The 8,051-nt window shown below is 68.8% G+C and carries 7 protein-coding genes; 5 read left to right on the forward strand and 2 right to left on the reverse strand.

What is annotated here, in order from left to right:
- Positions 1 to 47: 47 nt before the first annotated feature.
- Entirely contained in the window at positions 48 to 2,399 is a 2,352-nt protein-coding gene (locus tag RCH14_RS17845) for a DNA internalization-related competence protein ComEC/Rec2 (protein ID WP_343027441.1), read from the forward strand.
- A 46-nt stretch (positions 2,400 to 2,445) separates the two neighbouring features.
- On the opposite strand, the gene RCH14_RS17850 is transcribed toward RCH14_RS17845, so the two are convergent.
- Complete coding sequence (locus tag RCH14_RS17850) at positions 2,446 to 3,885, reverse strand: HAMP domain-containing sensor histidine kinase (protein WP_343027442.1); 1,440 nt, start codon at positions 3,883 to 3,885, stop codon at positions 2,446 to 2,448.
- Position 3,886: 1 nt separating this feature from the next.
- On the reverse strand, positions 3,887 to 4,573 hold the full coding sequence (locus RCH14_RS17855) for a response regulator transcription factor (protein ID WP_343027443.1): 687 nt from the start codon (positions 4,571 to 4,573) through the stop codon (positions 3,887 to 3,889).
- Between the two features lie 123 nt (positions 4,574 to 4,696).
- On the opposite strand from RCH14_RS17855, the gene RCH14_RS17860 reads away from it, so the two are divergent.
- The 4 genes from RCH14_RS17860 to dcd all read left to right on the forward strand — a co-directional run bounded on the left by RCH14_RS17860 (position 4,697) and on the right by dcd (position 7,730).
- Positions 4,697 to 5,239 (forward strand): periplasmic heavy metal sensor, encoded by a 543-nt coding sequence (locus tag RCH14_RS17860; RefSeq protein ID WP_343027444.1) that lies wholly within the window; start codon positions 4,697 to 4,699, stop codon positions 5,237 to 5,239.
- On the forward strand, positions 5,236 to 6,195 hold the full coding sequence (locus tag RCH14_RS17865) for an intradiol ring-cleavage dioxygenase (RefSeq protein ID WP_343027445.1): 960 nt from the start codon (positions 5,236 to 5,238) through the stop codon (positions 6,193 to 6,195). Before RCH14_RS17860 ends, RCH14_RS17865 begins: the two co-directional genes overlap by 4 nt.
- A 76-nt stretch (positions 6,196 to 6,271) precedes the next feature.
- The gene (locus RCH14_RS17870; protein WP_343027457.1) at positions 6,272 to 7,069 is read left to right on the forward strand and encodes an alpha/beta hydrolase; all 798 of its coding nucleotides are present in this window, start codon (positions 6,272 to 6,274) and stop codon (positions 7,067 to 7,069) included.
- Between the two features lie 94 nt (positions 7,070 to 7,163).
- The gene (gene dcd / locus RCH14_RS17875; RefSeq protein WP_332532740.1) at positions 7,164 to 7,730 is read left to right on the forward strand and encodes a dCTP deaminase; all 567 of its coding nucleotides are present in this window, start codon (positions 7,164 to 7,166) and stop codon (positions 7,728 to 7,730) included.
- Positions 7,731 to 8,051: the final 321 nt, after the last annotated feature.

Raw genomic sequence — 8,051 nt, forward strand, 5'->3', positions numbered from 1 at the left:
GCGCGGCGGCCTGGCCGATCGCCTGAGCGCCGCCCGCTTGCCAGCCCATGCGCAGCGCCATCCTTGCCTTTGCCGCGGGCGCTGCCTGGCTCCAGACCCGGCCTGCACTGCCGGATCCAATGATTCTCGCGCTAGGTGTGAGCACGGCCATCGTCATTTGCGCGCTGCTGCGCGGCCTGGCCCGCAGGCTCATTGCCGGCATCCTTCTCGGCGCCTGCTGGGCTGGGCTGCTCGCGCATATCGCGCTGAGCGACGCGCTGCCACACGCGGACGAAGGCCGCGAGATCGCCGTGACGGGCGTCGTCGCCAGCCTGCCGCACCGCTTCGATGGCGGCGTGCGCTTCCAGTTTGACGTGGTGCAGGTTGACACACCAGGAGCCACCGTGCCGCCGAAAATCATCCTGTCCTGGTATGGCGCCATCGCCGCCGATCCGTCGTTCGTGCAGCCGGGCGAGCACTGGCGCCTCGTCGTGCGCCTGCAGCGTCCGCATGGCAACGCGAATCCGCACGGCTTCGATTACGAGGTCTGGCTGCTTGAACAGGGCATCCGCGCGACCGGCTACGTGCGCCCGGCAGGCCCGCGCAATGCACGCCTGGCGACATGGACCCCGGACGCGCTGTACGCCGTGGAACGGGCCCGGGGCTGGCTGCGCAGCCGCATCCTGGCGGTCCTGGACGGCAAGCCGTATGCGGGCGTGATCGTCGCGCTGGTGATCGGCGACCAGCGCGGCATCGAGCAGGGGGCCTGGGACGTGTTCAACCGGACCGGGATCAGCCACCTCGTCTCGATCTCCGGCTTGCACATCACGATGCTGGCGGGTCTGGCCGCATGGGCGACGTCATGGTTGTGGCGCCGCTCGTTCTTCACCGGCGCGAACCTGCCGCTGCGCTTGCCGGCGCAGAAGGCGGCCGCGCTGGCCGGCGCCATCGTGGCGCTGCTATACGTGCTGCTGGCAGGGTTTGGCGTGCCGGCCCAGCGCACCTTCTACATGCTGGCGGTCGTCGCGGTGGCGCTGTGGTGCGGTCGCATCGCATCGATGTCGCACGTGCTGTGCCTCGCGCTGGGCGTGGCCGTGCTGCGCGATCCGTGGGCGATGCTGTGGCCGGGCTTCTGGTTGTCGTTCGGGGCGGTGGCGGCGATCCTGTATGCGTGCAGCGGCCGCCTGGGCACGCCCACGCGCGGCTGGCGCGCCGGCCTCATGGTCGCGGCGCGGACCCAGTGGGCCGTCACGCTGGGGCTGGCGCCGCTCACGCTGCTGCTGTTCGGGCAAGTCTCGCTGGTCAGCCCGATTGCCAATGCGGTGGCCATTCCCGTCATCAGCCTGTTCGTCACGCCGCTGGCACTGGCCGGCAGCGTGCTGCCGTCGCCACTGGCCGATCTGGTGCTGGGCATTGCGCACCTGGCAATCGTTGCGCTGGCCTGGCCCTTGGGGTGGTTGTCCGCGCCCGCGCTGGCCGTGTGGACTGCGCCCGCGCCATCGCCGTGGATCCTCGTGCTTGCGCTGGCCGGCACCGCGTGGATGCTGGCGCCGCGCGGCTGGCCGCAGCGCTGGGCGGGTCTGGCCGCATGGACGCCGCTGCTGACCCAGATGCCGGCGGCGCCGGCGGCGGGCCGGTTCGACGTCACGGCCTTCGACGTCGGCCAGGGCATGGCGCTGCTGGTCGAGACGCAGCACCATCGCCTGCTGTACGACACCGGTCCTTTGTATGCACCCGGCGCGAGCGGCGCCACGCGCGTCATCCTGCCGTATCTGCGTGGCCGTGGCATTGGCCGGCTCGATGCGCTGGTGATTTCGCATAGCGACCTCGATCACGTCGGCGGCGCTGCTGCCGTGCTCGAGACGGTGCGGGTCGGGCAGGTCATCTCGTCGCTGCCGCACGGGCATGCCCTGCTGCGCAAGACCACCCGGCCGGGACGCTGCAGCGCTGGCCAGGCCTGGGAGTGGGATGGCGTGCACTTCGAGATGCTCGCGCCCGATGCGGCCAGTTACGCCAACCCGCGCCTGAAAGCCAACGCGCGCAGCTGCGTGCTGCGCATCAGCGCCGGCGGCAGGGCGATCCTGCTGGCTGGCGACATCGAAGCGGCGCAGGAAGCCGCGTTGCTGGGCCTTGACGCCGACCGTCTGCGCGCCGACGTGCTGCTGGCGCCGCACCACGGCAGCGGCACCTCGTCGAGCGCGCCGTTCCTGCAGGCGGTCGGGCCGACGTTCGGGATCTTCCAGGTAGGTCACCGCAACCGCTACCGCCACCCGCAAAAGCTGGTCTACGCGCGCTACGGCGCCATGGGCATCGAGCGCTTGCGCACCGATGAGGGGGGCGCCGTCACGCTGGCATTCGGGCCGGGCCTCGACGTAACGACCTATCGCGCGACCCACGCCCGTTATTGGTACGGACGCTGAGCCCTGGCCAGCACGATCAGCACCGGTCACCACCGACCAGCGAAAGTCAGCAGCGGCGAGCCGAGGGCAGCGTGATCGTCACCCGCAGCCCCCCGCCATCGCGATTGGCCACCACGATCTCGCCGCCATGCGCCTGGACGACGCGCTGCGCGATGGCCAGCCCGAGCCCGTGGCCATCGACGCCGGTACGCGAGGCGCCGGCGCGGAAGAACGGCTGAAAAATCGCCGGCAAATCGTCGGGCGCGATGCCCGGCCCGCGGTCGCACACGTCGACCCGCGCCACGCCATCGACGAGGCGCACGGACACCGTCACGATGCCGCCTGGCGCGCCATGTCGGGCGGCATTGCGCACCACGTTCTCGAGCGCGCTCCAGAGCAGGTCCGGGTCGCCTTCGAGCCCGACGCGCTCTTCGGCCTCGAAGTCGACCCGCAGCGCCGCGCCGCCGGCCGCCTGGCCGGCCTGGCCAGCCTCGAAGCGGACATCGGCGACGAGGCCGTCTACCAGCTCCACCAGGTCCAGCGGCTCGCGCCGCAGCACGTCGGGCGACGCTTCCAGGCGCGACAGCGTCAAGAGTTCGCCGATCAGCTTGTCCATGCGGTTGCTTTCGCGCTCGATGCGTTCGAGCGTGATGCCGATCTTGTCCGGCTGCTGGTGCGCCAGGCCCAGTGCTGCCTGCATGCGCGCCAGCGGCGAGCGCAATTCGTGCGACACGTCGTGCAGCAGGCGGCGCTGGCCATCCATGAGCGCGCGCAGACGGGCGCTCATGCGGTCGAAGTCGCGCCCCAGGTCGACCAGCTCGTCGCCGCGCCTGGTGCCGGGGCCGAAGCGTGGCGCCAGGTCGCCGGCGGCAGCGGCTTCGAAGGCGTTGCGCAGGGCGCGGATGGGCCGCGAAAAATACCAGGCCAGCAGCGCCGCGAACAGCAGACTGGCCAGCACGGTGGCGCCGATCACGACGCTCTGGCCGATCCGGCGCCGCGGGCCGGGGCCGAGCGCAGGCGCCATGGGTTCGGGACCGCGTTGGTATTGTGTCCCTTCCTGGGCGCCGGAGCGGCGGCCGATCTGGCGCCCGAAGTCACGCGACACGAACGCGATGTACTGCTCGCCGCCCGGTCCCACCAGGCGCCGCGCACCACGCCACACGGCGCTTTCGCCACTCTGGGCGCCGTCGCGCAGTTCGCGTTCGACTTCGCGCAGTAAGTCGGCCGGCACCGCGCGGCCCAGCAGTTCGCGGCGCGACCCGTCGAGCACGAACAGTTGCGGGCGCCGCATGTCGGGCAGCAGGCTGCGCAGGGCGGGCAAGCCGCCGTGGCGCAGCGTGGCGGCAGCGGCGTCCAGTGCGATCGCTGCCGGCGGGCCGCTGTCGAGCGCCGGCGTGGCGCGCTGGCGCGCCTGGTCGCGCAACCAGAACACGCCGCCCACACCGATGGTCGCCGCCACCTGCGCCAGCAGGATACACAGGAAGAACTTCCAGAACAGCCGGCCCACGCTAGTCCTTGATCAGCTGGTAGCCCTGGCGGTAGATCGTCTGCAGGCACGAGCGGCCGTCGGACAACGGGCCCAGCTTGTGCCGCAGGCTGCTCAGGTGCACGTCGATATTGCGGTCGAACCGCGCCAGCGGCCGGCCCAGGCCCTGTTCGGACAAGTCGTTCTTGCTGACCGGCCGGCCGGCATGGCGGGCCAGGACTTCGAGCAGGTTGAATTCGGTGCTGGTCAGGTCGAGGTGCTGGCCGTCCCAGGTGGCGCGGCGCTGCTCTGGCAGCATGGTCAGCTTGCCGACGCTGAGCACGACTCCGGGGCCGCTCTCGGGCACGGCCTGCGTGCGGCGCAGGATGGCGCGCACGCGCGCCGTCAGTTCGCGCGGCGTGCAGGGCTTGGCCACGTAATCGTCGGCGCCCAGTTCGAGGCCGAGGATGCGATCGGCGTCGTCACCGCGCGCCGTGAGCATCAGCACCGGCATGCGGCTGCCGGCGCGGATCTGGCGCAGCGCCTCGATGCCGCCTGCGCCGGGCATCATGACATCGAGGACCGCGATGGCGTAACTACCGGCCAGCGCGGCGCGCGCGCCATCCTCGCCATTGTGCACGCAGGTGACGGGGAAGCCTTCCTGTTCGAGGTATTCGGCAAACATGCCGACCAGTTCGACGTCGTCGTCGATGAGTAAAACGTTGTTCATGGCGACAGGATAGCGCAGCAGGTCCGCCCCGTCTGCGCTGCTTTACGCGGATTTACCTGGCTTGGACGCGCTTTACACGACGCCGCCACACAATGGCCGCTTCAACCACACGAGAGGTCCACGATGACAAGATCCGCTGCACCGGGTATCACATTGCGCACACTGCGCGCCGCGACCGCGTGGTCCGTCTGCCTGCTGGCGGCGCCCGCCGTCCTGGCGCAACCGATGCCGCCACCGGATGGTCCGGAGCCCGGCGGCCCGCCGTTCGGGCAACTGCACAAGCGCGACGGCGAACCGGGGCCGTTCGGCACACCGCCATTCCTGCGCGGTTTGAACCTGAGCGATGCGCAGAACGAGCGCATCTTCACGATCCTGCACGGCCAGGCGCCCCGGCGCCGCGCGCTGGACGTCGCCGGGCGCAAGGCCGACGAGGCGCTGCGCGCGCTGGCCGGGGCGGTCGACTTCGACGGGGCCGCAGCGTCGGCCGCCGCGCAGGCGCTGGGCCGGGCGATCGCCGACCAGGAATTGCTGCGTCTGCAGACGCGCGCCATGCTCAAGGGGGTGCTCACGCCACAACAGCGCGCGCAGCTCCACGCGCCGCGTGGCAAGGGCCGCAAGGCCGGTGACGAACGACACAACATCCATCGCGGAGGCAGCAGCAAATGAAAGCGGCCTGCCATCATCAAGAAAACGGCCATGAGGCGGACCACGACCACGACCACGACCACGACCACGACCACGACCACGACCACGACCACGACTGCGACCATCACCTGGGCCTGGGCGCCGACCTCGCACGCATGCTGACCCGGGGAGCCACGCGGCGCCAGTCGCTGCGCTGGCTGCTTGCCGGCGCGGGCAGTGCCGTCTTGCCGCTGGCCGGATGCGGCGGTGGCAGCAGCGCCGACGAAGGTTTCGGCCTGTCCAGCTCGACCACGACGCTGGGTGCCACCACGTCAGGCAGCGGCAGCGCGGTCTGCTCCGTGATTCCCGAAGAAACGGGCGGCCCCTACCCGGGCGACGGCACCAACCGCAATGCCAACGGCGTGGCCAATGCGCTGCTCCTGTCCGGCATCGTGCGCAGCGATCTCCGGGCCAGCGTGGCCGGCGCCAGTGGCGTGGCGGCCGGTGTGCCGCTGACGATCCGCCTGAAGATCGAGAACGTGGCGCAGGGCTGCGCGGCCGCCGCCGGCGCCACCGTCTACCTGTGGCACTGCACGCGCGAAGGGGGCTACTCGATGTACAGCAGCAGCATCGTGGGCGAGAATTACCTGCGCGGCGTGCAGCAAGCCGACAGCGAAGGCCAGGTCACGTTCACGACCATCTTCCCCGGCTGCTACGAGGGGCGCATGCCGCACGTGCACTTCGAGGTGTATCCGTCGCTGGCCAAGGCAACCAGCGCTGCGCATCGCATCAAGACCTCGCAGTTCACGTTCCCGCCCGCCATCGTCAACGAAGCCTATACCAGCGACGGCTACGCGAGCAGCGTGAGCAACCTGGCGCGCATCAGCTTTGCGCTTGATAACGTGTTCAGCGACGGTACGGCACTGCAGACGGCAAGCGTCACCGGCACGGCCGGTCAGGGCTACAGCGCGACGCTGACAGTAGGCGTAAACGTCTAAACTCGCGCCAAAGATCGGCAATGGGGCGGCCCAGGCCATTACAATAGGCCGGTTAATCCGGCTACTTTCCATGTCCATGTCCAAACCGTTGCTGCACTTCGCCCATGGGAACAGCTACCCGGCTGGCACCTACAACCGCCTGCTGGCAAAGCTCGCCCTGCATTACGACGTGCGCACGCTCGACATGCACGGTCACGATCCGCGCTATCCGGTCGGCGACGGCTGGAACACACTGGTCGATGAGCTGATCGCGCATCTCGACGGGTATGGCCAGCCGGCGATCCTTGTTGGCCATTCGCTGGGCGGCGCGCTGTGCACGATGGCGGCGCGGCGCCGGCCCGACCTCGCGCGCTGCATCGTGATGCTCGATTCACCCGTCGTGGCCGGGTGGCGCGCGCTGGTCTGGCGCCTGGCCAAGCTGGCGGGGTGGGGCGCGCGGCTCTCGCCGGCGCGCTTTTCGTACAAGCGGCGCGAGCACTGGCCGGACCGGGCCGCCGCCTACCGCCATTTCCATGCCAAGTCGATTTTTCAGGCCTGGGCGCCGGGCGCACTCGACGACTACATGGAGCATGGGCTGGCGCCGCATCCCGACGGCGTCACGCTGCGCTTCCGGCGCGATGTCGAATCGGCCATTTACCAAACGCTGCCGCACCACATGGGCGCGGTGATCCGCGCGCCGTTCCCCGTTCCCGTCGGCTTTATTGCCGGCACCGTGTCCGAAGAGATGCGGCAGGCCGGGCTGGCGCCGACGCGCAAGCTGGTCGGCGAGAACCTTGTCATGATCGAAGGCGGCCATTTGTATCCGCTCGAAAAACCGGCCGAGACAGCGGGGCTGGTCCACGCGATGATCACGCGCCTGCTCGGCCCCGCATAGGCGCGCAGGCAATCAATCAATCGTTGCCAAAGTCTCACCAGCAGCGCCTTTTCGCGTAAAATCGCGTGATTTTCTCCCTGCTGGAAACCCACAAATGACTATCAAGAGCGACAACTGGATCCGCCGCATGGCGCAAAGCACCGGCATGATCGAACCATTCGAGCCGCAGCAGGTGCGCGAGCAGGATGGCCGCCGGATCATCTCGTTCGGCACCTCGTCGTACGGCTATGACATCCGTTGCGCCGATGAATTCAAGGTCTTCACCAATATCAACAGCACGATCGTCGACCCGAAGAATTTCGATTCGAACTCGTTCGTCGACATCAAGAGCGACGTCTGCATCATCCCGCCGAACTCGTTCGCGCTGGCGCGCACGATCGAATACTTCCGTATTCCGCGCAACGTGCTGACGATCTGCCTGGGCAAATCGACCTACGCGCGTTGCGGCATCATCGTCAACGTCACGCCGTTCGAGCCGGAATGGGAAGGCTACGTGACGCTCGAATTTTCGAACACGACGCCGCTGCCAGCGAAGATCTATGCGGGCGAAGGCTGCGCGCAGGTGCTGTTCTTCGAGAGCGATGAAGTGTGCGAAACATCGTACAAGGACCGTGACGGCAAGTACCAGGGCCAGATCGGCGTGACGCTGCCGAAAGCCTGAGCGCCTGCACGACCATTCTGCGCAGGATCAACCTACTGCGGCAAGCGGGCATCTAAAGTCGAAGTTTCGTAACGACAATCAGATGCGACCAATGGCCACGCGCGAGGTGATCTGTAAGGACGGCCTCACTGCTTGTGCAGGCGTGGACGTTGCTGTGGAGGCGCGGCATCGGAACGCCGACGACGGTGCTTGAATGACCGACGCCACGCCAGATGCACGCTGCACCCTTTCACCTCAAGGCACCGTGACGACCGTCCGGGTTGGGTCGAAATGCAAGGTCAGCTACCAGTTCGACACCCGCGCGACCAGCGCGACGCTGGT

This window comes from Massilia sp. MP_M2, assembly GCF_039123635.1.
In the GTDB taxonomy this organism is placed as follows: domain Bacteria; phylum Pseudomonadota; class Gammaproteobacteria; order Burkholderiales; family Burkholderiaceae_D; genus Telluria.

Coding starts and splice junctions, on each gene's coding strand:
- RCH14_RS17845 (WP_343027441.1), top strand. CDS start 48: ATGCGCAGCGCCATCCTTGCCTTTGCCGCGGGCGCTGCCTGGCTCCAG.
- RCH14_RS17855 (WP_343027443.1), bottom strand. CDS start 4,573: ATGAACAACGTTTTACTCATCGACGACGACGTCGAACTGGTCGGCATG.
- RCH14_RS17860 (WP_343027444.1), top strand. CDS start 4,697: ATGACAAGATCCGCTGCACCGGGTATCACATTGCGCACACTGCGCGCC.
- RCH14_RS17865 (WP_343027445.1), top strand. CDS start 5,236: ATGAAAGCGGCCTGCCATCATCAAGAAAACGGCCATGAGGCGGACCAC.
- RCH14_RS17870 (WP_343027457.1), top strand. CDS start 6,272: ATGTCCAAACCGTTGCTGCACTTCGCCCATGGGAACAGCTACCCGGCT.
- dcd (WP_332532740.1), top strand. CDS start 7,164: ATGACTATCAAGAGCGACAACTGGATCCGCCGCATGGCGCAAAGCACC.